Origin of the sequence: Mycobacterium simiae (genome assembly GCF_008370645.1) — a bacterium.
Lineage (GTDB): Bacteria > Actinomycetota > Actinomycetes > Mycobacteriales > Mycobacteriaceae > Mycobacterium > Mycobacterium simiae_A.
This window is the reverse complement of sequence record NZ_VTZN01000610.1, coordinates 1-310: the sequence shown is the minus strand read 5'-3', so window position 1 is coordinate 310 and position 310 is coordinate 1. Positions and strand designations below refer to the sequence as shown.

The window sequence follows — 310 nt, the reverse complement described above, 5'->3', positions numbered from 1 at the left end:
CCCGCGAGCGCGGTTTGACGATTCCGGCCGTCACAGCGTTTTCCAACCTGGCCGGCCACGGGGTCCGGGCCGAACTCGACGGCCACCCTGTTCTGGTGGGGCGGCGCAAGCTTCTCGACGAGCACGCTCTGGATCTTCCGGACTACCTGGCTGCAGCGGCAACCGAACTCGAAGAACAGGGCCGAACCGCGGTGTTCGTCGGCCGCGACGGCCACGTCGTGGGGGTGCTCGCAGTGGCCGATACGGTCAAAGACGACGCCGCCGACATGGTCGGTCAATTGCACGCCATGGGGCTACAGGTGGCCATGAT

1 protein-coding gene is annotated in these 310 nt (G+C 66.8%); it reads left to right on the top strand.

Going from position 1 to position 310, the window contains the following annotated elements; translation table 11 throughout:
- Nucleotides 1-310: HAD family hydrolase (locus F0Q45_RS27090; RefSeq protein WP_149656710.1), on the top strand; the 310-nt coding region annotated here is incomplete at both ends.